At 61.9% G+C, this 23,079-nt stretch carries 21 protein-coding genes; 6 read left to right on the plus strand and 15 right to left on the minus strand.

The window, feature by feature from the left end; translation table 11 throughout:
- Positions 1 to 54: 54 nt before the first annotated feature.
- The 11 genes from CIB54_RS00315 to CIB54_RS00365 all read right to left on the minus strand — a co-directional run bounded on the left by CIB54_RS00315 (position 55) and on the right by CIB54_RS00365 (position 9,705).
- Entirely contained in the window at positions 55 to 564 is a 510-nt protein-coding gene (locus tag CIB54_RS00315; protein WP_101218179.1) for a DUF2878 domain-containing protein, read from the minus strand.
- The gene (locus tag CIB54_RS00320; RefSeq protein ID WP_101218180.1) at positions 557 to 1,828 is read right to left on the minus strand and encodes an SAM-dependent methyltransferase; all 1,272 of its coding nucleotides are present in this window, start codon (positions 1,826 to 1,828) and stop codon (positions 557 to 559) included. Before CIB54_RS00320 ends, CIB54_RS00315 begins: the two co-directional genes overlap by 8 nt.
- Complete coding sequence (locus tag CIB54_RS00325; protein ID WP_065950612.1) at positions 1,815 to 2,624, minus strand: DUF1365 domain-containing protein; 810 nt, start codon at positions 2,622 to 2,624, stop codon at positions 1,815 to 1,817. The genes CIB54_RS00320 and CIB54_RS00325 overlap by 14 nt, the downstream gene beginning before the upstream one ends.
- A complete protein-coding gene (locus tag CIB54_RS00330) occupies positions 2,621 to 3,868 on the minus strand; it encodes an NAD(P)/FAD-dependent oxidoreductase (protein WP_101218181.1) in 1,248 nt (415 codons plus the stop codon). Before CIB54_RS00330 ends, CIB54_RS00325 begins: the two co-directional genes overlap by 4 nt.
- The gene (locus CIB54_RS00335; protein WP_065950614.1) at positions 3,865 to 4,647 is read right to left on the minus strand and encodes an SDR family NAD(P)-dependent oxidoreductase; all 783 of its coding nucleotides are present in this window, start codon (positions 4,645 to 4,647) and stop codon (positions 3,865 to 3,867) included. The genes CIB54_RS00330 and CIB54_RS00335 overlap by 4 nt, the downstream gene beginning before the upstream one ends.
- Positions 4,644 to 5,066: a nuclear transport factor 2 family protein gene (locus tag CIB54_RS00340; RefSeq protein ID WP_101218182.1), complete on the minus strand. Its 423-nt coding sequence runs from the start codon at positions 5,064 to 5,066 to the stop codon at positions 4,644 to 4,646. Before CIB54_RS00340 ends, CIB54_RS00335 begins: the two co-directional genes overlap by 4 nt.
- On the minus strand, positions 5,059 to 6,501 hold the full coding sequence (gene phrB, locus CIB54_RS00345; protein WP_101218183.1) for a deoxyribodipyrimidine photo-lyase: 1,443 nt from the start codon (positions 6,499 to 6,501) through the stop codon (positions 5,059 to 5,061). The genes CIB54_RS00340 and phrB overlap by 8 nt, the downstream gene beginning before the upstream one ends.
- Positions 6,502 to 7,431, minus strand: coding sequence for a MerR family transcriptional regulator (locus tag CIB54_RS00350; protein ID WP_065950617.1), 930 nt, complete (start codon positions 7,429 to 7,431; stop codon positions 6,502 to 6,504).
- A gap of 3 nt (positions 7,432 to 7,434) precedes the next feature.
- Positions 7,435 to 8,394, minus strand: a complete 960-nt coding sequence (locus tag CIB54_RS00355) for a YbgA family protein (protein ID WP_101218184.1) — start codon at positions 8,392 to 8,394, stop codon at positions 7,435 to 7,437.
- Between the two features lie 112 nt (positions 8,395 to 8,506).
- Positions 8,507 to 8,722: a TIGR02450 family Trp-rich protein gene (locus CIB54_RS00360; RefSeq protein ID WP_101218185.1), complete on the minus strand. Its 216-nt coding sequence runs from the start codon at positions 8,720 to 8,722 to the stop codon at positions 8,507 to 8,509.
- A complete protein-coding gene (locus CIB54_RS00365) occupies positions 8,719 to 9,705 on the minus strand; it encodes an NAD(P)/FAD-dependent oxidoreductase (RefSeq protein ID WP_065950620.1) in 987 nt (328 codons plus the stop codon). Before CIB54_RS00365 ends, CIB54_RS00360 begins: the two co-directional genes overlap by 4 nt.
- Positions 9,706 to 9,918: 213 nt before the next feature.
- Here CIB54_RS00365 and CIB54_RS00370 point away from each other — a divergent pair, with 213 nt between their 5' ends.
- Together CIB54_RS00370 and hemH are read left to right on the plus strand one after the other, a co-directional pair.
- Positions 9,919 to 10,818 (plus strand): TIGR01777 family oxidoreductase, encoded by a 900-nt coding sequence (locus CIB54_RS00370; protein WP_101218186.1) that lies wholly within the window; start codon positions 9,919 to 9,921, stop codon positions 10,816 to 10,818.
- A 14-nt stretch (positions 10,819 to 10,832) separates the two neighbouring features.
- On the plus strand, positions 10,833 to 11,858 hold the full coding sequence (hemH, locus tag CIB54_RS00375; RefSeq protein ID WP_101218187.1) for a ferrochelatase: 1,026 nt from the start codon (positions 10,833 to 10,835) through the stop codon (positions 11,856 to 11,858).
- Positions 11,859 to 12,156: 298 nt separating this feature from the next.
- On the opposite strand, the gene CIB54_RS00380 is transcribed toward hemH, so the two are convergent.
- Positions 12,157 to 14,253 (minus strand): TonB-dependent siderophore receptor, encoded by a 2,097-nt coding sequence (locus CIB54_RS00380; RefSeq protein WP_101218188.1) that lies wholly within the window; start codon positions 14,251 to 14,253, stop codon positions 12,157 to 12,159.
- A 111-nt stretch (positions 14,254 to 14,364) separates the two neighbouring features.
- Entirely contained in the window at positions 14,365 to 15,525 is a 1,161-nt protein-coding gene (gene algW, locus CIB54_RS00385; protein ID WP_057725862.1) for a Do family serine endopeptidase AlgW, read from the minus strand.
- Positions 15,526 to 15,626: 101 nt separating this feature from the next.
- Between algW and CIB54_RS00390 the strand changes: the two genes are divergently transcribed.
- The 4 genes from CIB54_RS00390 to cysN all read left to right on the plus strand — a co-directional run bounded on the left by CIB54_RS00390 (position 15,627) and on the right by cysN (position 19,948).
- Positions 15,627 to 16,385 (plus strand): Nif3-like dinuclear metal center hexameric protein, encoded by a 759-nt coding sequence (locus CIB54_RS00390; RefSeq protein ID WP_065950624.1) that lies wholly within the window; start codon positions 15,627 to 15,629, stop codon positions 16,383 to 16,385.
- A 247-nt stretch (positions 16,386 to 16,632) separates the two neighbouring features.
- The gene (cysD, locus tag CIB54_RS00395) at positions 16,633 to 17,550 is read left to right on the plus strand and encodes a sulfate adenylyltransferase subunit CysD (RefSeq protein WP_017529888.1); all 918 of its coding nucleotides are present in this window, start codon (positions 16,633 to 16,635) and stop codon (positions 17,548 to 17,550) included.
- A 104-nt stretch (positions 17,551 to 17,654) separates the two neighbouring features.
- The gene (locus CIB54_RS00400) at positions 17,655 to 17,996 is read left to right on the plus strand and encodes a four helix bundle protein (protein ID WP_065950625.1); all 342 of its coding nucleotides are present in this window, start codon (positions 17,655 to 17,657) and stop codon (positions 17,994 to 17,996) included.
- A 53-nt stretch (positions 17,997 to 18,049) separates the two neighbouring features.
- Positions 18,050 to 19,948, plus strand: a complete 1,899-nt coding sequence (gene cysN, locus CIB54_RS00405) for a sulfate adenylyltransferase subunit CysN (RefSeq protein ID WP_101218189.1) — start codon at positions 18,050 to 18,052, stop codon at positions 19,946 to 19,948.
- A gap of 113 nt (positions 19,949 to 20,061) precedes the next feature.
- On the opposite strand, the gene CIB54_RS00410 is transcribed toward cysN, so the two are convergent.
- The gene (locus CIB54_RS00410) at positions 20,062 to 20,961 is read right to left on the minus strand and encodes an acyltransferase (protein ID WP_101218190.1); all 900 of its coding nucleotides are present in this window, start codon (positions 20,959 to 20,961) and stop codon (positions 20,062 to 20,064) included.
- Positions 20,962 to 23,061 carry a phosphate acetyltransferase gene (pta, locus tag CIB54_RS00415; protein ID WP_065950628.1) on the minus strand — a complete coding sequence of 700 codons (2,100 nt, stop codon included), beginning with the start codon at positions 23,059 to 23,061 and terminating at the stop codon, positions 20,962 to 20,964.
- Positions 23,062 to 23,079 lie beyond the last annotated feature (18 nt).

A 23,079-nucleotide genomic window follows, 5' to 3' on the forward strand; every position in this document is an offset into this window, starting at 1 on the left:
AGGGCGGCAGCTTCAAGCTTTAAGCGGCAAGCTGCAAGCAGAAGCCGACCGGCTTCATCTTTTAAGCGTTGTTGGGAGTTCGCCACGTGTGGCTGCCGCTGCCAGCAGCGGGAAAACCATGGCCCAGAGTACCGCCAGTCCGACCATTGTAGGGCCCAGCCCATAGCCGAACTGCACGCCAGCCAGTTCGCTGCCGGCGTAATATGACAGCGGCCCACCCACCGCGCCCAACAGTGCGGCGCGCCACCAGGGGCGGGCGCTCCAGGCCAGGCAATGGCGCAAGGTGGTGGCCAGCAAGGCCCACAGCAGCATCAGCCAGAATGGAATCAACGGCCCCGGCTCGCTGAAGTGAAAAACCCCGAGGGTGCGCAACAGCGTGTCGAGCAACGTACCGGCGAGTGTCACGCCGATGATCAGCGCGCCTTCATCGGTCAATGAGCTGATCCACAGCAAATGGACGAGCAGTACCGCCAACCCTACCAGCAACCACAGGCTGTCGCCGCCGAGCACACAGGCAAACCAGCCGCATTGAAACAGCGCGGCGTTGGCCAGGGATTTAAGCACTGAAGCGCCCGAGCAACGGCGGGTTGATGGCTGCCGGCTTGGCCAGCAGCAACTGCGCGGTACCGATCGTGCGCTCCATGAAACCGCCTTCGCAGTAGCACAGGTAGAATTCCCATAAGCGCAGGAAGTACTCGTCGTAGCCAAGCTCGGCGAGGCGGCCATGGGCGCGGCGAAAGTTCTCATGCCACAGGCGCAGGGTGCGCGCGTAGTGCAGCCCGAAATCCTCCATGTGCAGCAGGTTCATGTCGGTGTCGCGGCAGACGATCTGCAGCATGTTCTGCACGCTGGGCAGGGCGCCGCCGGGAAAGATGTAGCGCTGGATAAAGTCGACGCTGTTCCTGGCCTGCTCATAACGTTGTTCGCGGATAGTGATGGCTTGCAGCAGCATCAGGCCGTCGGGTTTGAGCAACTGCGCGCACTGTTTGAAATACGTGGGCAGGAAGCGATGGCCCACCGCTTCGATCATTTCGATGGACACCAGCTTGTCGTATTTACCGCTCAGGTCGCGGTAGTCCTGCAGCAACAATGTCACCTGCGCTTGCAGGCCCGCCGCTTCGATGCGCTGCGCGGTGTAGGCGAACTGTTCCCGGGACAGGGTCGTGGTGGTGACCTTGCAACCATAATGCTGCGCCGCGTACAGCGCCATGCTGCCCCACCCGGTGCCGATTTCCAGCAGATGGTCGGTAGGCTTGAGCGACAGTTTCTGGCAGATGCGCTCCAGCTTGTTCAGTTGCGCTTGTTCCAGGGTGTCGTCGGCGCTGAGAAATTGCGCCGCCGAATACATCATGGTCGGGTCGAGAAACTCCTCGAACAGCTCGTTGCCCAGGTCGTAGTGGGCTGCGATGTTTTTCTGCGAGCCCTTGCGTGTATTGCGATTGAGCCAATGCAGGCCCTGGGTGAACGGTCGCGCCAGGCGGGCCAGGCCGCCCTCCATGGCATCGAGCACCTCCAGGTTGCTGACCATCACACGCACCACGGCGGTCAGGTCCGGGCTGCTCCAGTAGCCGTGGATAAACGCTTCGCCGGCACCGATCGAACCGTTGGCAGCCACCAGGCCCCACACCGCCGAGTCCAGGATCTGGATTTCCCCCAACAGGTGCGCTTCCCGTGCGCCGAACACGTGTCGCTCGCCATCCTCGACGATCACCAATTGGCCGTGGCGCAATTGGCCGAGTTGGCGCAGCACGCCCTTGCGCAGCAGCGCAGCGGTCATGCCATTGACGTTCAGACGATGGGTCTTGACCGATAAGCTAGGGGATTTCATGACGGCGATCCTTGGTGTACCCGACGGCGGTGCTGGAGGCGCCATCGGCGGCCCGGTGGGAAAAAATCGGGGTGCGTTTGAGCAACAGGCGCAAGGCCTGCCAGTAAATCGCCAGGCAGGTCTTGGCGGTCATCCAGGGAAAGCGCCATAAATAGCGATGCAGGCTGGCGCGGTTCAGGGTTTCTTTTTGCAGGCTCAAGGTGGCGTCGAAGACTTTCTGCGCGCCTTGCCAATCGGCCATGTGCACGCCGAGCCTGGCGGCGGGCGGGCTGAAGCTCATGCGGTATTCCAGGTCGCGCGGCAGGAAGGGCGACACATGGAACGCCTTGGCCACGGCGAAGTGCTGGTGTTCATCGGCGCCCAGCGCCTGGGCCGGCAATACGTAGTGATAACGCTCGCGCCACGGGGTGTTGGTGACTTCGCACAGGATCGCCGCCAGTTGCCCGTCGGCTTCGAAGCAATAGAAGAAGCTCACCGGATTGAATGCCAGGCCCCAGCTGCGGGCCTGGGTCAGCAGGCAGATAGGGCCTTGTGGCGTGCGCCCCAGGGCGTTGCCGACTTCATGGCGCACCGCATCGCTCAAGGACATGCCGTGGCGGGTGAACTCGCGCAGGTAATCCTGCTGGCGAAAGCCGAAGGGCGCCAGGCGACTGCTGCCTGCCAGGGGCGAGAGCCCGAGCACGGCGTCCTGTTCGCTGAGGTCCAGGTACAGCAGGCCGATGCGGTAGCGAAAGGCATGGGCCTTGGGCGCAAACCGGCGATGGGCGATCCAGCCGCTGTACAGGGCGCTGTTCACAGGGTTTCCCCGAACGCCTGGGCCACGCGCAGCGCGCTGACCACTCCGTCTTCATGGAAACCGTTGGCCCAATAGGCGCCGCAGTAGAACGTGTTGCGCGCGCCGTGCAATTCTTCCCAGCGCGCCTGCGCGGCCACCGCCGCCAGGCTGTATTGCGGATGGGCGTAGGTGTAGCGCGCCAGGATCTTCAGCGGGTTGATCATTGATGTCTGGTTGAGGCTTACGCAAAAGGTGGTGGCGCTGTCGATGCCTTGCAGGATGTTCATGTCATAAGTGACGGCGGCCTGCTGCTGTTGATTGCCGCCCAGCCGGTAATTCCAACTGGCCCAGGCCAGCGTGCGGTCGGGCAGCAGTCGCGTGTCGGTGTGCAGTACCACGTCGTTGTCGGCATAGGGCAGGGCGCCGAGGATCTGCTGTTCGGCCTCGCTGGGGTCGGCGAGCAATGCCAGGGCCTGGTCGCTGTGGCAGGCGAACACCACGCGGTCGAACGTCTCGCGGCCGACCGGGCTGTGGATAACCACGCCGGCGTCTGTGCGTTGCACGTTATGCACAGGACAGTTGAGGCGTATCTGTTCGCGAAAGCTGCGGGTCAAGGGTTCTATATAGCTGCTGGAGCCCCCCTCAATCACGCACCATTGCGGCCGGTTGCTCACCGAAAGCAGGCCGTGATTCTTGAAAAAACGCACGAAGAACTGCAACGGGAACTTGAGCATGTCGGCCAACGACATCGACCAGATCGCCGCGCCCATCGGCACGATGTAATGTCGGATAAACCGCGGGCCATAGCCGCCGGCGTCGAGATAGTCGCCCAGGGTCGTGTCGGCATTGATGCGCTGCTCTTGCAGATCCAGCGGCGCCTGGCGGTTGAAGCGCAGGATATCGCGCAGCATGCCCCAGAACCCCGGCGACAGAATGTTACGGCGCTGGGCAAACAGGCTGTTGAGGTTGTTGCCGTTGTATTCCAATCCCGTGCTTTGGTCGCACACCGAAAAACTCATTTCGGTGGGTTTGAACGTGACCCCGATCTGCCCCAGCAGGCGGATAAAGTTCGGGTAGGTCCAGTCGTTGAACACGATGAAACCGGTGTCCACCGCATAGCGCTTGCCTTCGACCGTCACGTTGGCGGTATGGGTATGCCCGCCCAGGCAGTCGCCCGCTTCGAACAGCGTGATGTCATGGCGACGACTGAGCAGGTAGGCGCTGGTCAGCCCGGCGATACCGCTGCCGATAATGGCAATCTTCACAGGTCGTCCTTTTGCGGCGGCGGGCTGCGCAACATGCGTTTGCCGATGATCAGTTGTGCGCGGTTAGGCAGCTTCGACAACGGCCACAGGGTGGCGATGAACAAGGCCGGAAAGGCGATCTCCAGGGGGCGCTTTTCCAGCTTGGCGAAGATATGTCTGGCGGCCTTGTCGGCCGGCCAGCTCAGGGGCATGGGGAAATCATTGCGTTCGGTCAGCGGCGTGTCGACAAACCCCGGGCTGATCACCGTGACGTCGATGTTCTCGGGCGACAGGCTGATGCGCAGAGACTCGAACAAATAGCGCAGCCCCGCCTTCGAGGCGCCATAGGCTTCAGCGCGGGGCATGGGCAGGTAGGTCACGGCGCTGGCCACGCCCACCAGGTGCGGCGTACGCCCGGCACGCAACAACGGCAGTGCCGCTTCGATGCAATAACTGCTGGCCAGCAGGTTGGTGCGCACCACATGTTCGATGATCGACGCATCGAATTGCCTGGCGTCGACATATTCACAGGTGCCAGCGTTGAGGATCACCGTATCCAGCGAACCCCAGACCGCGCTGATTCGCTCACCGATTTCGCGCACGGTCTGGCTGTTGGTCAGGTCGCCGGCCACCACCAGCACTTGCCCCGGGTAACGCTGGGCGAGCGCTTCCAGCGGGCCCTTGGTGCGGGAACTGAGCGCCACATGGGCGCCACTGTTGAGCAACTCCACGGCGAGCGCGGCACCGATGCCGCTGCTGGCGCCGGTCAACCAATAGCGGCGGGGCAGTGTCAGGCTCATCCCATTCTCCTTTTCAGCCAACTGATGACGCCGCCGAGGACCGGCAGGTGTTCGTAAAGCAGAGCCCCGGCATCGAAATAATCGCGATGTCGGTAAACCTTGGCGCGCCACATCAAGTGGGAACAACCCTGCACCCTGATCAGCTCGCCGCCAGCCAGGCGCGGGTGACGAAAGTTCATGGTCCAGCGCAGGTAGCCTTCGCCTTCGGCCGTTTGGTCGAAGCCGTGGAAGTCAAAGCTCAGCTGGTTGACGTTGCTGTACAGCTGCGCGAAGTAACGATGCAGCTCGGGCAGGCCGTGGACTTCATGCAGCGGGTCGGCAAACACGATGTCGTCGCTGTACAGGCTGTCGAGCAGATGCAGGTTGTGCTTGTCCAGCGTGGCAAAGGTGTGGCCGAAATGGCGCAGGAAGTCACTCATGGTCGGCCATCTCCTGACGCGAAGGCAGGCTGCGAAAGGCAGCAAGGGCACGCTCGCGGGATTTCTTCAGGTCGACAATGGCGCGCGGGTAGTCGGCCACGCCGAACAAGCCGCCAGCGGCTTCGGGGTTGTGCACCTCTTTTTTATTCAGCGCGGCCAGTTCCGGCAGCCAGTGCTTGATGAACAGACCTTCGCTGTCGAATTTTTCCGACTGGCTCAGCGGGCTGAAAATCCGGAAATATGGCGCCGAGTCGGTGCCCGTCGAGGAACTCCACTGCCAGCCACCGTTGTTGGCCGCCAGGTCGCCGTCGATCAGGTGTCGCATGAAGAAGCGCTCGCCTTCGCGCCAGTCGATGAGCAGGTTCTTGGTCAGGAACATCGCCACCACCATGCGCAGGCGGTTGTGCATCCAGCCGGTTTCCAGCAGTTGGCGCATGGCCGCATCGATGATCGGCAAGCCGGTGCGCGCTTGTTGCCAGGCGGCCAGGTCCTTGGGCGCGTCGCGCCAGGCCACGGCTTCGGTTTCAGGGCGGAACGCCCGGTGGCGGGAGACGCGTGGGTAGCCCACCAGGATATGTTTGTAGAATTCGCGCCACAGCAGTTCGTTGATCCAGGTGATCGTGCCGATGTCACCGCTTTCGAACTCGCCCTGGTTGGACTGCAACGCGGCGTGCAGGCACTGGCGCGGCGACACCACCCCGGCGGCAAGGTAGGCGGACAACTGGCTGGTGCCGGGCTTGGCGGGAAAGTCGCGCTCATCCTTGTAATAGCTGATCTGCTCATCGGCGAAGGCGTCGAGGCGCCGGCGTGCTTCGTTTTCACCGGCGGGCCAGAGGGCGCGCAAGGTTTCACTGGGTGGCGCGAAACCTTTAACGGTGGTGGGGATGGCATCGCTTTGCAGGTCGAGCCTGGCCTGGGCCTTGGGGCCTTCCACCAGGCGCGGTAAAGCACTGTGCAGGCGGGTGTAACAGACCTTGCGGAACTGGCTGAACACTTGAAAGTAGGTGCCGGACTTGGTCAACACGCTGCCCGGCTGGAAGAACAGTTGGTCGAGGTAGCTGTGGAAGGTCACGCCGTCTGCTTCCAGCGCCTGGGCCACGGCGCGGTCGCGACGGCTCTCGTGGATACCGTATTCCTCATTGGCGTGCACCGACTCTACCTTGAGCTCCCGGCATAGCTGGCTCAATACGCCTGGCGCCTGGTCCCAGGTGTCGGCGTGGCGGATCAGCAGCGGGATGTTCACGTCTGCGAGCGCCTGCTCCAACGCGTGCAGGTTGCGCAGCCAGAAATCGACCTTGCACGGCGCATCATCGTGGGCCAGCCATTGTTGCGGGGTGATCAGGTAAACGGCCGCGACCGGGCCTCGCTGGCTGGCGGCAGTCAGGGCGGTGTTGTCGTGAAGGCGCAGGTCGGTGCGCAGCCAGATCAAGTGCATTTAGACGATTCCACGCTGGATCAATATCTGGTGGGCCGCCAACGGGTCTTCGGCGACGAACAACTCGGGGATGTCACGGGTTAATACGGCCAACTCGGCGTGGTGGATGCAGACCGTCGGTCCGGCAATCAATATCGGGCAACGGATGCCTGCCAGCAGTTTTGTGAGTGCCGCGACCTGCAGCGCCTTGCTGGAATACAGCAGTACCGCGCGCGGTTGCAGATGCTCCACCGCCAGCGCCAATTCGCCGGCGGGCAGCGGCCAGTCGAACACCTCTACCGGGCAGTCGGCGCTGCTGGCCAGCCAGGCGCTGAGCCACAGGTGCGGCTCCAGGGGCAAGTCGGAGTGGTTGACCAACAGCAGCGGGGCGCCGTGGACTTGCCGGTTGTTGTGGTAAATGCGCGCGCCGAACTTGCTGCGCAACCAGGACAGGAAAAATACCCGCTCCATCTGCGCGCCGAACTGACCCTGCCATTTCTGTTCCAGCTCGCTGAGCAGTGGCAGCATCAATTGCTCGCACAAGGTGCGTGGCGGGTAGAGCGCCATGGCCTGATTGAAGGCATCGTCGACCCGACGTTCAGCCAGCTCAGCGATGGCCGTCAGCAAGGTTTGGCGCAAGGTGTGCCATTCGTTTTCCATCGGTTCGGGGGAGGCTTGGGCGGAGTCGATCAAGCCTTTTACCTGGCTGACAGGCACGCCGCGATTGAGCCAGGTGAGGATGGCATGGATGTGTTGCACGTGGTCGGCGCTGAACAAGCGATGCCCCTTGGGCGTGCGCTGGGGCACGATCAGGCCGTAACGGCGCTCCCAGGCGCGCAGGGTCACGGCATTGACGCCGGTCTGGCGCGCCACTTCGCGGATCGGCAGCCAGCCGTTTTGCAGGGCTTGGGCGATGTCTTCGCCGGGTTCGTCTTGCAGGGCAGCTGTCATGGTTTAGATCGCATTGCGCAGGCTGAGGTTTTCCGGGTGCGGTTGCAGGTAGGCCTGCTGCGCAATGTAGCGGTCCGGGTGTTGACGAAAGTGGTGCTTGAGCAACGTGAGCGGCACCACCAGCGGCACGATGCCTTGGCGGTACTGGCTGATGACGGTTTGCATTTCCTGTTTGTCATCGGCGCTGATCGCCTGCTTGAGGTAGCCGCTGATGTGTTGCAGCACATTGGTGTGGGTGCCACGGGTAGCGCACTTGGTCAGGCCGGTCATCAGGTCGCTGAAGTAGCAACTGGCCAATTCGTCCAGGTGGGTGTCCTTGGTCATGCTGCCCAGCAGGTGGCCGAGGCTTTTGTAATGCGCCGGGCTGTGGGCCATCAACAAGTATTTGTAGCGCGAATGGAAGGCCAGCAGGCGGTGACGCGTCAGGCCTTCGGCGAGCAATCCTTGCCAGCTGGCGTAGACGAATACGCGGGTGAGGAAATTTTCGCGCAACACCGGATCATTCAGGCGACCGTCCTCTTCCACCGGCAGATTGGGGTGGCGCGCGCAGAACGCCTGGGCGTAGATACCGCGCCCGCCGCCATCCACCGGGGCGCCGTTCTCCCGGTATACCTTGACCCGCTCCAGGCCACAGGAGGGCGACTTTTGCATAAAGATGTAGCCGCACAGGTCGGTGTGTTCGGCCGCCATCTGCTGGCCGTATTGATCCAGCGGCTGGGTCACGTTGAGTTCGCGGTGCACGGTGCCCACGGCCTGCGGGTTGGCCGCGTCGCCGACCAGGCGAATGGTTTCACGGGGGATGCCCAGGCCGATGGCGACTTCCGGGCACAGCGGCACGTAGTCGAAGTAGTCGGCCAGGGTCTGGGTGCACAGGAGGGATTGCTTATGCCCGCCGTTGAAACGCACGTTTTCGCCCAGCAGGCAGGCGCTGATGCCGATCTTGGGTTTCACGGAATGGGGCATGGGTAAACCTCTGCGAAATTCCTGTACAGTTTTTTATCCCTGTACAACTAATCTCATCATAGATTTGATCTTGTACAAGTCAATAATTTTGTATAGGTATTTTCGCCCTGATTTACGTCCAGCCCATTTTCCAGCTTTCAGGGTTCTGCAGGGCCTGCCATGGGAGGCGTTCGCTGCGCCGGGTCATCACCGCTTGCAGTTCGATTTCCAGTACGGTGCCTTCCTCGTCACGGAACAGCTCGGTGACGAGGAAGTGTTTTTCCTTGTTTTTTGGAGATGTCGCGGTCCATTTCGACAGCAGCAGTTTGGCCGGATTCAAGCGGTTCATTGCAGGTGCTCGATCAACCGTCGCGCCGCCTCCTGGCCACTGAGCCAGGCGCCTTCGACGCGTCCGGATAAACACCAGTCGCCGCAGACGAACAGGCCCAGGTCGGCATCGGCCAGCACGCCGAATTCATGGCTGCTGGACGGCCTGGCGTAGAGCCAGCGATGCGCCAGGCTGAATGATGGCGCGGGCATGGTGCAGTGCAGCAATTCGGCGAAGGCGCCGTGCAGGTGTTCGATCACAGCTTCCCTGGACAGGTCCAGGTGCGCCTTGCTCCAGGTGCTGGTGGCATGCAGCACCCAGGTGTCGAGGCTGACATCACGCCCGGGCTTGCTGCGGTTGCGTGCCAGCCAGTCGAGGGCGCTGTCTTGTACGAAGCAGCCTTCCATCGGCGTATCCAGCGGCGTGTCGAAGGCCAGGGCGATGGCCCAGGTCGGCTCCATTTTCACCCCGGCCACGGCGCTCGCCAGCTTCGGTGCGGCGGCCAACAGGGTGGTGGCCTGGGGCGCCGGCGTGGCGATGATCACATGGCTGAACGGACCGTGACTGCCGCCATCGGCATCGAGCAGGTTCCAGTGCTGGGTGCCCTGGAACACCTCGGTAATGCGGCAACCGAATTGCACCGGCAGGTCATCGAGCAGGGCGCGGGTAATGGCGCTCATGCGCGGCGTACCGACCCAGCGGATCTGTTCATCGGGGGAGGGCGTCAGTTGGCCGGCCTTGAAGTTATACAGCTGGGGTTTCCACTGCTCGGCCCAGCCATGGCTTTGCCAGCGCTGCACCTCGTTGACGAAGCGCCGGTCGCGGGCGGTGAAGTACTGTGCGCCCATGTCCAGCGCGCCGGCGTCGCTGCGCTTGCTGGACATACGGCCACCGCTGCCGCGGCTTTTATCGAAGAGTTGTACAACGTGCCCCGCGTCTCGTAACGCTCGGGCGGCGGAGAGACCGGCGATGCCGGCACCTATGATCGCGATGGGGACAGTCATGGGAGGCCTCGTTTTACCGTTGGGTACAGACTACGCCGACACCAATAGCTGTACAATATTGTTTTTTGGTATAAGTTTTGGCGTGCCTGATTGTGTGACGTGACCTATGGTTAAGCCAACAGGCTAAACGATCGTCACGCTCGAATATAAAATCGATCCCTGCTTATAAAATAGACCAGTGAGCGGCGGCGAACGTTACATGAGGAGAGTCCCATGCATATTTTGCTGACCGGCGGTACCGGCTTGATCGGCCGTCAACTGTGCCGGCACTGGCTTGCCCAGGGCCATCGCTTGACCGTGTTGAGCCGTACACCCGAATCCGTTGCGCGTATTTGCGGCGCGCAGGTCCTGGGCGTTGGGCGCCTGCAGGACGTGATCGGCGCGGTGGATGCGGTGGTCAACCTTGCCGGTGCGCCGATTGCCGACCGTCCCTGGACCCACAAGCGCAAGGCCTTGTTGTGGAGCAGTCGCATCAGCCTGACTGAAAATCTGCTGGCGTGGCTGGAACGCCTGGAGCAGAAACCGGCGGTGCTGATCTCAGGTTCCGCCGTGGGCTGGTATGGCGATGGCGGCGAGCGCGAATTGACTGAAGACAGCGGCCCTGTGCAGGATGATTTTCCCAGCCAGTTGTGTATCGCCTGGGAAGAAACCGCCGCGCGTGCCGAGGCCTTGGGCATTCGCGTGGTGCTGGTGCGTACCGGCCTGGTGCTGGCGGCCGAGGGCGGCTTTTTGTCGCGCCTGTTGCTGCCGTTCAAACTGGCGCTGGGCGGGCCGATCGGCAATGGCCGGCAATGGATGCCGTGGGTGCACATCCGCGATCAAATCGCCCTGATTGATTTTCTTCTGCACAAGGCTGACGCCCGTGGTCCTTATAATGCCTGCGCGCCACACCCGGTGCGCAACCGCGAGTTTGCCAAGACGTTGGGCCAGGTGTTGCACCGCCCGGCGTTCATGCCGATGCCGGCCTTTGCGCTGAAGGTCGGTTTGGGCGAGTTATCGGGCTTGTTGCTGGGCGGACAAAAGGCACTGCCCGAGCGGCTGCTGGCCGCAGGTTTCACTTTCCAGTTCACTGAGTTGCGTGCGGCCCTGGACGACTTGTCCGGCCGCCTCTAGAAATAGGATGTTGCATGAGCGATCACGCGTTGTTACTGGTCAACCTGGGCTCGCCGAAGTCCACTTCGGTGGCCGATGTGCGCAGCTACCTCAATCAGTTCCTGATGGACCCTTATGTCATCGACCTGCCGTGGCCGGTACGTCGCTTGCTGGTCTCACTGATCCTGATCAAGCGCCCCGAGCAGTCGGCCCATGCCTATGCGTCCATCTGGTGGGACGAAGGCTCGCCACTGGTGGTCCTCAGCCGTCGCCTGCAGCAGCAGATGACCGCGCAATGGACCCAAGGCCCCGTAGAACTGGCAATGCGTTATGGCGAGCCTTCGCTTGAAACGGTGCTGACGCGCCTGGCTGCCCAGGGCATTCAGAACGTGACGCTGGCGCCGCTGTACCCGCAGTTTGCCGACAGCACCGTGACCACGGTGGTAGAGGAAGCCAGGCGTGTGGTGCGCGACAAGAAACTGAAGGTGCAATTCTCCATCCTGCAGCCGTTCTACGACCAGCCTGAGTACCTCGATGCCTTGGCCGCGAGTGTACGGCCGCATGTGGAACAGGCTTACGATCACCTGCTGTTGAGTTTCCACGGCTTGCCCGAGCGTCACCTGACCAAACTCGACCCGACCGGCCAGCATTGTTTCAAGGATGCCGATTGCTGCAAGAATGCCTCGCCTGAGGTGCTTGCCACCTGTTATCGCGCGCAATGTTTCAGCGTTGCCCGCGATGTGGCTGAGCGGCTGGGGTTGCCGGACGGCAAGTGGTCGGTGGCGTTCCAGTCGCGCCTGGGCCGCGCCAAATGGATCGAACCCTACACCGAGGCGCGTCTTGAGGCCCTGGCGCAGCAAGGCGTGAAAAAACTGCTGGTGATGTGCCCCGCGTTTGTCGCCGATTGCATCGAGACCCTGGAGGAAATCGGTGATCGCGGGCTGGAGCAGTTCCGTGAGGCGGGGGGCGAAGAGTTGGTGCTGGTGCCCTGCTTGAACGATGACCCGCAGTGGGCGGAGGCGCTCAATACCCTCTGCGAAAGAGCGCCGGTTACGTTGTAATCACGCCTTGCGGTGATCCAATTGTGGGAGGGGGCTTGCCCCCGATAGCGGTGTATCAGTCAGAAATGTTGAGACTGACATACTGCTATCGGGGGCAAGCCCCCTCCCACATTGAGTCCCATGTCTGTCAAAGGTTAAGGCTCAGGCTGACGGTGACGTTGTGCGGCTCAATCAAGCCTTGCGGTGATCCAATTGTGGGAGGGGGCTTGCCCCCGATAGCAGAGTGTCAGCCTCAGCATGTTTGACTGATACACCGCCATCGGGGGCAAGCCCCCTCCCACATTTGTACGGTGCCCGTTTATAGATTGAGTGTAAGGCTGACGGTGAAGTTGCGCGGTTCGCCCGGGTTGACCCAGTAGCTGCTGTAGGACCGCTCGTAGTACTTCTCATTGAACAGGTTGTTGAGGTTCAGCCCCACGGTGACATTCTCCGTCGCCTTGTAATGCGCCAGCAGATCGACGGTGTGGTAAGCGGGCAGTTCAAAACCTGTTCCCGCCTCACCGGAGCGATCACCCACATACGTAAACGCTGCCCCCAGGTCGGAACCGCGCAACGCGCCGTCCTGAAATTCGTACACCCCCAACAGACTGCCGCTGCGTTTGGCCACGCCGAGGATGCGGCTGCCGGCAGGAAGGGTCTTATCGCCCTTGGTCACTTCGGCGTCGATGTAGGCCAAAGCGCCGATCACGCGGATGGCGTCGGTGACCTGCCCGGTCAGTTGCACATCCAGGCCCTGGCTGCGCGCCTTGCCCATGGCGCGGTTGGTGTTGGTCGCCGGGTCCAGGGTCAGCACGTTTTCCTTCTCGATATGGAAGGCGGCGACGGTGGCGCTGAGGCGGTCGTCAAACAGCTCGCTCTTGACCCCGACTTCATAGCCCACGCCTTCTTCCGGCTTGAAGGTCTTGCCACCGGCATCCAGGCCGCTGTTGGGCTTGAACGAGGTGGAGGCGTTGGCGAATACCCCAACCTGCGGCGTGAGTTGATAGAGCAGGCCGGCGCGCTGGGTGAGGGCGTCATGGGTTTGCCGGCTTTTGGCATGGTTGCGGGTGAAGTCGTCGGTGCTCTGCTCGAAATGCTCGAAGCGCGCGCCCACCATGCCGCGCAGGCGGTCGGTGAAGACGATCTGGTCTTGCAGGTTCAGCGCATGGCTTTGGGTCTGCTCGAAGAAATCGGTGCCGGTGCGCGTGCCATTGGGTTTTGGCTGGCCGTAGACCGGGTTGTGGAGATCAATGGGGTAGTTGCTGCCGCCGATAGCGGTCACCCGTTCCTTCTTGCGGTAGTCCTCGTACTCGGTGCCGACCAGTAGTTCATGCTGCCAACTGCCAATATCGAACAGCCCGCGCAGTTCCAGTTGGGTGATGCTGTCGTGCCAGCCGGTAGAGCGCTCGCGGTAGCGGCGGTTGACGGTGTGACCGTCGGCGTTCAGCGCACGGCTTTCCGAAGCGTCGCCCCACAGGCTGCCTTGTTTGTAATGACTGGCCAGGCGCAGCTTCCAGGCATCGTTGAGGTGATGCTCGAGTGCCGCCTGGATGCGGTTGTTGTGGTTGCGGATATTGCCGTCGTCGGGCTCGCCGAGGAACGTGGAGCGGGACATGCCGGTGTTGGCGACCATGCCGCGGTCAAACGTGGAGTTGTGGCGCACGAACTCGCTTTCCACCAGCAGGCTGGTGTCCGGGTCCAGTTGCCAGCTGAAGGACGGTGCGACGAACACTCGCTTGGCGTCCACGTGATCGCGAAAACTGTGGTTGTCTTCAACCGCCAGGTTCACGCGTGACAGCACGCGGCCCTCATTGTCCAGCGGAGTATTCACGTCCAGTGCGGTGCGGTAGCGATCCCAGCTGCCCGCGCTGGTTTGCAACGTGGTGAAGGCCTCGGGCTGGGGTTTCTTGCTGACGATGTTCACTGTGCCGCCGGGGTCGCCACGCCCGTACAGGCTGGCCGCAGGCCCCTTGAGCACTTCGATGCGTTCGATGTTCGCCGCGTCCGGCGTGCTCGGGTAGCCGCGGTTGGCGCTGAAGCCATCCTGGTAGAACTCGGAGGTGGTGAAGCCGCGCACGCTGTATTGGTAAAGGGTCAGGCCGCCGAAATTGTTTTGCTTGGAGACGCCGCCGGCAAACTCCAGGGCGCGTTCCACGCTGGTGCTGCCCAGGTCCTTGAGCACCGTGGCGGGAATCACGCTGATTGATTGCGGGATATCGCGCAGGGCGGTATCGGTCTTGGTGGCGCTGGCGGAGCGGGTCGCGCGGTAACCCTGCACCGGGCCGGTCGCCGCCTCATAGGCGTCGGTGGTGACGCTGATGGTGTCCAGTTCCAGGGTGTTTTCTTCGGCGTAGGCAGGGTCGAGCAGCAAACCCAGGGCCAGCCCGGCCAGGGGCGTAAACTTTCGAGACGGCATGATAGAGCGTTCCAATGTCGATATTGAAACAATATAACATGTCTAATGAGAGGGATTGCTAGGTAATATCAATGCACCAGCGCCCACTGACGGGCACTGGTGCGCTGCCGCTTATTCCTCTTCCTTCACCGGCGCCGTGGCCGGCGGCGGGCGCAGGCCGATTTCCGCCGACAGCTTGATTTCCTTGCCGTTGCGCATCACCTGGATCGCCACCTTGTCGGTCGGCTTGATCCGCGCCACCTGGTTCATCGACTTGCGGCCATCACCGGCGGGTGCGCCGTCGATGCTGAGGATCACATCGCCCAGTTGCAGGCCGGCTTTCTGCGCCGGCCCGTCGCGGAAGATCCCCGCGACCACGATGCCCGGGCGTCCGGTCAGGCCGAACGACTCGGCCAGCTCTTTGGTCAAGGGCTGGACTTCAATGCCCAGCCAGCCGCGAATCACCTGGCCGTGTTCAATGATCGACTTCATCACCTCCATCGCCAGCTTCACCGGAATCGCAAAACCGATGCCCTGGGAGCCGCCGGACTTGGAGAAAATCGCCGTGTTGATGCCTGTCAGGTTGCCGTTGGCGTCCACCAGCGCGCCGCCGGAGTTGCCGGGGTTGATCGCCGCGTCGGTCTGGATGAAGTCTTCGTAGCTGTTAAGGCCCAGTTGGTTACGCCCGGTGGCGCTGATGATGCCCATGGTCACCGTCTGGCCGACGCCGAACGGGTTGCCGATGGCCAGCGCCACGTCACCGACGCGCAGGCCGTCGGAGCGGCCGAGGGTGATCGACGGCAGGTCTTTCAGGTCGATCTTCAGTACCGCAAGATCGGTTTCCGGATCGCTGCCCACGACGCGGGCCAGGGTCTCGCGGCCGTCACGCAGGGCCACCACGATCTGGTCGGCGCCGGTGGTCACGTGATTATTGGTGAGGATGTAGCCTTCGGGGCTCATGATCACCCCGGAACCGAGGCTGGACTCCATGCGGCGCTGCTTGGGCCCGTTGTCACCGAAATAGCGGCGGAACTGCGGGTCTTCGAACAGGGGATGTGCCGGCTTGTTGATGACCTTGGTGGTGTACAGGTTGACCACGGCGGGGGCGGCGATGACCACGGCGTCCGCATAGGTCACCGGGCCTTGCACCACGGTACTGGTTTGCGGGGCCTGCTGCAGGTTCACATCCAGGCTGGGCAGGCCCACCCACTGGGGATAACGCTGAATGATCAGCATCGCGATCAGCACGCCAGCCAGCAATGGCCATCCAAAAAAACGCAGTGCCTTGAGCATCAAGTAAGTCCTGACAGGTTGCAGGGGGCGCGGGAGCGCCCATAATGTCGCGCATTATACGAGGCTGTGACGCCTGCGAACCGGATATTTAGGAGTCTTTTATGGCCGTCCCCCTTACCACCCTCGTCGAGGAAGCGGACCGCTACCTTGGCAGCCTGAAAATCGCCGACTACTGCCCAAATGGCCTGCAAGTCGAGGGCCGGCCCCAGGTGATGCGCATCGTCAGCGGCGTCACCGCCAGCCAGGCCCTGCTGGACGCCGCCGTCGAAGCCCAGGCCGACCTGATCCTGGTGCACCACGGGTATTTCTGGAAGGGTGAAAACCCCTGCGTCACCGGCATGAAGCAGCGCCGCCTGAAAACCTTGCTCAAGCACGACATCAGCCTGTTGGCCTACCACCTGCCATTGGACCTGCACCCAGAGGTAGGCAATAACGTGCAGCTTGCCAGGCAACTGGACATCACCGTCGAAGGCCCGCTGGACCCCGGCAATCCCAAAATCGTTGGCCTGGTCGGCTCGCTTGCCGAGCCGCTGTCACCGCGCGACTTTGCCCGTCGCGTGCAGGACGTGATGGGCCGTGAGCCACTGTTGATCGAAGGCGGCGAGATGATCCGCCGCGTCGGTTGGTGCACCGGAGGCGGCCAGGGTTACATCGACAACGCGATTGCCGCAGGCGTCGACTTGTTCATCAGCGGCGAAGCGTCCGAGCAGACCTTCCACAGCGCCCGCGAAAACGACATCAGCTTCATCGCCGCCGGCCATCACGCCACCGAGCGGTATGGCGTACAGGCACTGGGCGATTACCTGGCGCGACGCTTTGCCCTGGAACATCTGTTCATCGATTGCCCCAACCCGATCTAAACCTGTCGAAGGGCACAATGTGGGAGGGGGCTTGCCCCCGATTGCGGTGTGTCAGTCAGCACCTATTTCACTGTTCCACCGCTATCGGGGGCAAGCCCCCTTCCACACTCGAGGCCAAACTCAGGGGTATATTCATATACCGTTTCGATCTAGTTGGCGCCCTGAATAGAAGCAGGTGCTGTGCTAGCATGCCCCGCTCGAACACGGCCCGCTGGCCGTCCACAAGATCGTTTTTCCGTGAGTAGCCATGGTCGACAAACTGACGCATCTGAAACAGCTGGAGGCGGAAAGCATCCACATCATCCGCGAGGTCGCCGCCGAGTTCGACAACCCGGTGATGCTCTACTCGATCGGTAAAGACTCCGCCGTGATGCTGCACCTGGCACGCAAGGCCTTCTTCCCGGGCAAATTGCCGTTTCCGGTGATGCACGTCGACACCCGCTGGAAATTCCAGGAGATGTACAGGTTCCGCGACAAAATGGTCGAGGAGCTGGGCCTGGACCTGATCACCCACGTCAACCCTGACGGTGTGGCGCAGGGCATCAACCCGTTCACCCACGGCAGCGCCAAGCACACCGACATCATGAAGACTGAAGGCCTCAAGCAGGCCCTGGACAAGCATGGTTTCGACGCTGCCTTTGGCGGCGCGCGTCGCGATGAAGAGAAATCCCGTGCCAAAGAGCGCGTGTATTCATTCCGCGACAGCAAGCACCGCTGGGACCCGAAGAACCAGCGCCCGGAGCTGTGGAACGTCTACAACGGCAACGTCAACAAGGGCGAGTCGATCCGCGTGTTCCCGCTGTCCAACTGGACCGAGCTGGACATCTGGCAGTACATCTACCTGGAAGGCATCCCGATCGTGCCGTTGTATTTCGCCGCCGAGCGCGACGTGATCGAGAAGAACGGCACGTTGATCATGATCGACGACGACCGCATCCTCGAGCACCTGTCCGACGAAGACAAAGCCCGCATCGTCAAAAAGAAAGTCCGTTTCCGCACCCTTGGTTGCTACCCGTTGACGGGCGCGGTGGAGTCCGAAGCCGAGACGCTGACGGACATCATTCAGGAAATGCTCCTGACGCGAACTTCCGAGCGCCAGGGCCGTGTCATCGACCACGATGGCGCTGGCTCCATGGAAGATAAAAAACGTCAAGGGTACTTTTAAGCTTCGAGTTACAAGCGGCAAGCTGCAAGTTAAAGGCGGTATGCGTAATTTTGCAGTTTGGTGCTTGCAGCCGGTTGTTGCGAGCCGCTATTGAGTGACTCGTAATGGATTTCGAGAAGTTGGTTGTTTGGCAGAGAAGCAAATGTCTGGCGGTGGGAATTTATCGAGAGTTTGCGCAGTGTCGGGATTTTGGTTTCAAGGATCAGATTACCCGCTCGGCACTTTCGGTGCCCTCCAACATTGCTGAAGGCATGGAGCGTTGCAGTGCCAAAGAGAAGGTCCGTTTTCTTTGGATTGCTAAGGCTTCTTGTGGAGAGTTGCGTACGCAGATTCTCATCGGTAGCGACATCGCTTACATCGCTCAACCGCTGGCTGCCAACTGGATTACAGAAACTCGCGAGCTGTCTAAAATGCTCTGCGCCCTGATCAACAAAATTTCTGACTAGCTGTACGCCGACAAGCTTGCCGCTTGAAGCTTACAGCTCGGAGCTTGAACCCAATGAGCCATCAATCTGATTTGATCAGCGAGGACATCCTCGCCTATCTGGGCCAGCACGAGCGCAAGGAAATGTTGCGCTTCCTGACCTGTGGCAACGTCGACGACGGCAAGAGCACCCTGATCGGGCGCCTGCTGCACGACTCCAAGATGATCTACGAAGATCACCTGGAAGCCATCACCCGCGATTCGAAAAAATCCGGCACCACCGGCGATGACATCGACCTGGCCTTGCTGGTCGACGGCCTGCAGGCCGAGCGTGAGCAAGGCATCACCATTGATGTCGCCTACCGCTACTTCTCCACCGCCAAGCGTAAATTCATCATCGCCGACACCCCAGGCCACGAGCAGTACACCCGCAACATGGCCACCGGTGCGTCCACCTGTGACCTGGCGATCATCCTGATCGACGCCCGCTACGGCGTGCAGACCCAGACCCGGCGCCACAGCTTCATCGCCTCGCTGCTGGGCATCAAGCACATCGTGGTTGCCGTCAACAAGATGGACATCAACGGCTTTGACCAGCGCGTGTTCGAGTCGATCAAGGCCGATTACCTGAAGTTTGCCGACGGCATCGCCTTCAAGCCGAGCACCCTGGCCTTTGTGCCGATGTCGGCGCTCAAGGGTGACAACGTGGTGAACAAGAGCGAGCGATCGCCCTGGTACACCGGCCAGTCGCTGATGGAGATCCTCGAAACCGTCGAGATCGCCAACGACCGCAACTACACCGACCTGCGTTTCCCGGTGCAGTACGTCAACCGCCCGAACCTGAACTTTCGTGGTTTTGCCGGCACCCTGGCCAGCGGTATCGTGCACAAGGGCGACGAAGTCGTGGTGCTGCCGTCGGGCAAGAGCAGCCGCGTCAAATCCATCGTCACGTTCGAGGGCGAGCTGGAGCACGCAGGTCCCGGTCAGGCGGTGACGCTGACCATGGAAGACGAGATCGATATCTCCCGTGGCGACCTGCTGGTACACGCCGACAACGTGCCGCAAGTGACCGACGCCTTCGACGCCATGCTGGTGTGGATGGCCGAAGAGCCGATGCTGCCGGGCAAGAAATACGACATCAAGCGCGCCACCAGCTACGTGCCGGGTTCCATCACCAGCATCGTGCACCGTGTGGACGTGAACACCCTGGCCGAAGGCCCGGCCAGTTCCCTGCAGTTGAATGAAATTGGTCGGGTCAAGGTCAGTCTCGATGCCGCCATTGCGCTGGATGGCTATGACAGCAACCGCACCACGGGCGCCTTCATCGTCATCGACCGTTTGACCAATGGCACTGTGGCTGCGGGCATGATCATCGCGCCACCGGTCAATCATGGCGGTTCTGCGCAGCACGGCAGCCTCGCGCATGTGGCTACCGAAGAACGTGCCCTGCGCTTCGGCCAGCAGCCGGCCACCGTGTTGTTCAGCGGCCTGTCCGGCGCCGGCAAGAGCACCTTGGCTTATGCGGTCGAGCGCAAGCTGTTCGACATGGGGCGTGCGGTGTTTGTACTGGACGGCCAGAACTTGCGTCACGACCTGAACAAAGGTCTGCCGCAGGACCGCGCCGGGCGTACCGAAAACTGGCGCCGCGCCGCTCACGTGGCGCGCCAGTTCAACGAGGCTGGCTTGCTGACCCTGGCTGCGTTCGTCGCCCCGGATGCCGAAGGCCGTGAGCAGGCGAAGGCGTTGATTGGTGCTGACCGTCTGCTGACCGTCTATGTGCAGACTTCGCCGCTGGTGTGTGCCGAGCGTGATCCGCAAGGCTTGTACGCTGCCGGTGGCGATAACATCCCGGGCGAGTCGTTCCCGTACGACGTGCCGTTGAATGCCGATCTGGTGATCGACACCCAGAGCCTGTCGCTGGAAGACAGCGTCAAGCAGGTGCTGGAACTGTTGCGCCAGCGTGGCGCGATCTAAGCCAGTACTCGGTCAAATGTGGGAGGGGGCTTGCCCCCGATTGCTGAGTGTCAGTCACTGCATCTTTTGACTGGCACACCGCAATCGGGGGCAAGCCCCCTCCCACATTTTGATTATCCTTTGTCTGGGAAATCGGTGTGCAGCTTGTCCAGCAATGCATCCTTGTCTTCCCACAGCTGGTTGATCCAGCCCTGGAACGCCAACCGATACTCCCCATCCTGCTCATAATTCTTGCCAATAAACTCGGCCGGAATCCGCACTTCTTCGAACTGCACCACCACGTCCTTCACATTCCCGCACAGTAAGTCCCAATACCCCGGACGCCCGCCAGGGTAGTGAATGGTCACATTCACCAGTGACTTCAATTGCTCACCCATGGCATCCAGCACAAACGCGATTCCGCCGGCCTTGGGCTTGAGCAGATAGCGAAACGGTGAATTCTGTTGCGCATGCTTGCCCGGCGTGAACCGCGTGCCTTCGGCGAAGTTGAAGATGCCCACCGGGTTGTCGCGAAACTTTGCACAGGTCTTGCGCGTGGTTTCCAGGTCCTTGCCTTTCTTTTCCGGGTGTTTTTCCAGGTACGCCTTGCTGTAGCGCTTCATGAACGGAAAGCCCAGGGCCCACCACGCCAGGCCAATCACCGGCACCCAGATCAGTTCCTGTTTGAGAAAGAACTTCAGCGGGCGAATCCGCCGATTGAGCACGTATTGCAGCACCATGATGTCGACCCAGCTCTGGTGGTTGCTGGTCACCAGATAGGAATGCTGATAATCCAGGCCTGCAAGGCCGCTCAGGTGCCAGCGTGTGCGCCGTACCAGGTTCATCCAGCCCTTGTTGTTGGTGACCCAGGCCTCGTGGGTGTGATTCATCAGCCATTCGCTGAAGCGCTTGGCGAAGGGCAGCGCCTTGAACAGCGCGACGATAAACAGGAACGAGCACAGCAGGATCGTGTTCAGCGCCAGCAGCAGGGAAGCGATTACCCCGCGCACGGCGGCAGGTAGAAAATCCAGCATTTAGATATCCATAGGTCGGTTGGCGGCTTGGATCGCGGTGAGGGCGATGGTGTATACGATGTCGTCCACCTGGGCGCCGCGTGGCAGGTCGTTGACCGGTTTGCGCAAGCCTTGGAGCATCGGCCCCAGGCTTACGCAATCGGCGCTGCGCTGCACGGCTTTGTAGGTGGTGTTGCCAGTGTTCAGATCGGGGAACACGAATACCGTGGCCTTGCCGGCGACCTGGCTGTTGGGCGCCAATTGCCGGGCCACGCTTTCGTTGGCGGCCGCGTCGTATTGCAGCGGGCCGTCGATCAGCAGTGAGCTTTGCTGTTCGTGGGCGAGCAGGGTGGCCTCGCGGACTTTTTCCACTTCTTCGCCACTGGCCGAATCGCCGCTGGAATAACTGATCATCGCCACGCGCGGGGCGATGCCGAACGCGGCCGCCGAGTCGGCGCTTTGCAAGGCAATTTCCGCCAGCTCCGCAGCGCTGGGGTGCGGGTTCATCACACAGTCGCCGTACACCAGCACTTGCTCGGGGAACAACATGAAGAACACCGACGACACCAGGGTGCAGCCCGGTGCTGTTTTAATCAGCTGCAGGGCCGGGCGGATGGTGTTGGCGGTGGAATGGATAACGCCGGAGACCAGGCCGTCCACTTCGTCCAGGGCGAGCATCATGGTGGCGATCACCACGGTGTCTTCCAACTGCTGCTCGGCCATCGGTGCGTTCAGGCTTTTGCTCTTGCGCAGTGCCACCATTGGCTCTACGTAGCGCTGGCGGATCAGGTCCGGGTCGAGAATCTCCAGGCCTTCGGGCAAATCGATGCCGTGGGCGCGAGCGACGGCTTCCACGTCCGCCGGCTTGGCCAGCAGCACGCAGCGCGCGATGCCCCGCGCCTGGCAGATCGCGGCGGCCTGCACGGTCAGCGGCTCGCTGCCTTCGGGCAACACGATGCGTTTGTTGGCGGCCTGGGCGCGCTGGATCAACTGGTAGCGGAATACCGCAGGTGACAGGCGCATCTCCCGTGGCGTGCCGCAGCGTTGGTGCAGCCAGCGCGCATCGAGGTGGCTGGCGACGAAGTCGGTGATGATCTCCGCACGTTCGCGGTCATCGATGGGGATTTCCTTGTTGAGGCTATTGAGCTGGTTGGCGGTGTCGTAGGAACCGGTGCTCACCGACAGCACCGGCAACCCGGCCTGGAACGCACCGCGGCACAGGTCCATGATGCGCGGGTCGGGCAGGGTGTCGCTGGTCAGCAGCAGGCCGGCCAGCGGCACGCCGTTGATCGCAGCCAGGCTGACGGCGAGGATGATGTCGTCGCGATCGCCGGGTGTCACCACCAGCACGCCGGGCTTGAGCAGCTCCACGGTGTTGCGCATGGTGCGGGCGCAGATGATGATCTTGGTCATGCGCCGGGTTTCGTAGTCGCCGGCATTGAGAATCTGCGCGCCCATCAGGTCGGCCACGTCGCGGGTACGCGGCGCGTTGAGTTCGGGCTGGTAGGGAATGCAGCCGAGCAGGCGGAAATCACCGCTGCGCAACAACGGCGAGTGCTCCTTGAGACGCGCCGAGAAGGCCTCCATGCTTTCGTCGGTGCGCACTTTGTTGAGGATCACGCCGAGTACTTTCGGGTCTTTCGGGCCGCCGAACAATTGCGCCTGCAGTTCCACGCGACCGGACAGTTCGGTAAGCACTTCGTTTTCCGGGGCCGAGACCAGGATTACTTCGGCATCCAGGCTCTTGGCCAGGTGCAGGTTGACCCGGGCCGCATAACTGGCGCTGCGGGTCGGCACCATGCCTTCGACGATCAGCACATCCTTGCCCACGGCGGCTTGCTGGTACAGCGTGATGATTTCTTCGAGCAACTCATCCAGCTGGCCGTCGCCGAGCATGCGCTCGACATGGGCCAGGCCCAGGGGGTGGGGCGGTTTCAGGCCGTGGGTGCGCGCCACCAGTTCGGTGGAGCGCTCAGGGCCGGTATCGCCAGGATGTGGCTGGGCAATCGGTTTGAAAAAACCGACTTTCAGCCCGGCTCGTTCCAGGGTACGCACCAGCCCAAGGCTGATGGAGGTCAGGCCCACACCAAAATCGGTGGGCGCGATAAAAAAAGTCTGCATGCGAATTCTCTGGAGGTG

Source organism: Pseudomonas fluorescens, assembly GCF_002837185.1.
Classification (GTDB): Bacteria; Pseudomonadota; Gammaproteobacteria; order Pseudomonadales; family Pseudomonadaceae; genus Aquipseudomonas; species Aquipseudomonas fluorescens_AM.

Excerpts from the sequence above, each read along its gene's own strand:
- CIB54_RS00320 (WP_101218180.1), bottom strand. The coding sequence starts at position 1,828 with ATGAAATCCCCTAGCTTATCGGTCAAGACCCATCGTCTGAACGTCAAT.
- CIB54_RS00335 (WP_065950614.1), bottom strand. The coding sequence starts at position 4,647 with ATGAGCCTGACACTGCCCCGCCGCTATTGGTTGACCGGCGCCAGCAGC.
- CIB54_RS00340 (WP_101218182.1), bottom strand. The coding sequence starts at position 5,066 with ATGAGTGACTTCCTGCGCCATTTCGGCCACACCTTTGCCACGCTGGAC.
- phrB (WP_101218183.1), bottom strand. The coding sequence starts at position 6,501 with ATGCACTTGATCTGGCTGCGCACCGACCTGCGCCTTCACGACAACACC.
- CIB54_RS00350 (WP_065950617.1), bottom strand. The coding sequence starts at position 7,431 with ATGACAGCTGCCCTGCAAGACGAACCCGGCGAAGACATCGCCCAAGCC.
- CIB54_RS00355 (WP_101218184.1), bottom strand. The coding sequence starts at position 8,394 with ATGCCCCATTCCGTGAAACCCAAGATCGGCATCAGCGCCTGCCTGCTG.
- CIB54_RS00360 (WP_101218185.1), bottom strand. The coding sequence starts at position 8,722 with ATGAACCGCTTGAATCCGGCCAAACTGCTGCTGTCGAAATGGACCGCG.
- CIB54_RS00365 (WP_065950620.1), bottom strand. The coding sequence starts at position 9,705 with ATGACTGTCCCCATCGCGATCATAGGTGCCGGCATCGCCGGTCTCTCC.
- CIB54_RS00370 (WP_101218186.1), top strand. The coding sequence starts at position 9,919 with ATGCATATTTTGCTGACCGGCGGTACCGGCTTGATCGGCCGTCAACTG.
- hemH (WP_101218187.1), top strand. The coding sequence starts at position 10,833 with ATGAGCGATCACGCGTTGTTACTGGTCAACCTGGGCTCGCCGAAGTCC.
- CIB54_RS00380 (WP_101218188.1), bottom strand. The coding sequence starts at position 14,253 with ATGCCGTCTCGAAAGTTTACGCCCCTGGCCGGGCTGGCCCTGGGTTTG.
- algW (WP_057725862.1), bottom strand. The coding sequence starts at position 15,525 with ATGCTCAAGGCACTGCGTTTTTTTGGATGGCCATTGCTGGCTGGCGTG.
- CIB54_RS00390 (WP_065950624.1), top strand. The coding sequence starts at position 15,627 with ATGGCCGTCCCCCTTACCACCCTCGTCGAGGAAGCGGACCGCTACCTT.
- cysD (WP_017529888.1), top strand. The coding sequence starts at position 16,633 with ATGGTCGACAAACTGACGCATCTGAAACAGCTGGAGGCGGAAAGCATC.
- CIB54_RS00400 (WP_065950625.1), top strand. The coding sequence starts at position 17,655 with ATGGATTTCGAGAAGTTGGTTGTTTGGCAGAGAAGCAAATGTCTGGCG.
- cysN (WP_101218189.1), top strand. The coding sequence starts at position 18,050 with ATGAGCCATCAATCTGATTTGATCAGCGAGGACATCCTCGCCTATCTG.
- CIB54_RS00410 (WP_101218190.1), bottom strand. The coding sequence starts at position 20,961 with ATGCTGGATTTTCTACCTGCCGCCGTGCGCGGGGTAATCGCTTCCCTG.
- pta (WP_065950628.1), bottom strand. The coding sequence starts at position 23,061 with ATGCAGACTTTTTTTATCGCGCCCACCGATTTTGGTGTGGGCCTGACC.